Origin of the sequence: Pseudolactococcus chungangensis CAU 28 = DSM 22330 (genome assembly GCF_002441885.1) — a bacterium.
Lineage (GTDB): Bacteria > Bacillota > Bacilli > Lactobacillales > Streptococcaceae > Pseudolactococcus > Pseudolactococcus chungangensis.
On the sequence record NZ_JXJT01000086.1, the window covers coordinates 1 to 305 of the forward strand.

The 305-nt window shown below is 37.7% G+C and carries 1 protein-coding gene; it reads right to left on the reverse strand.

Going from position 1 to position 305, the window contains the following annotated elements; translation table 11 throughout:
• Nucleotides 1–55: 55 nt before the first annotated feature.
• A partial coding sequence (locus RR45_RS11000) for a DDE-type integrase/transposase/recombinase (RefSeq protein WP_047931652.1) occupies nucleotides 56–305 on the reverse strand: 250 nt, incomplete at its 5' end.

The following is a 305-nucleotide window of genomic DNA, read 5'->3' on the forward strand; positions in this document are numbered from 1 at the left end:
TGGTTCTGTTGCAAAGTTTTAAATAAAGAATAAAATCCCTTACGGTATCTATGATTTAAGCTGGGATTCCCAATAATACCTTGATTTCAGTACAGACCGAAAACCCGAAGAGAGTGCCTTCTTTTCGGGTTTTCTTATATAATCCTCGGATGGCTTCCATGCCTTTAATCGTGGTAGAGGCAGTGCGTAAACTTCGATAGAATTTATTGCGTCTCTTTACTGGACGATGGTCTTGTTCAATCAAATTATTCAGGTATTTAATGGTACGATGTTCTGTCCCTTGATAAAAGCCGTATTCTTTTAGT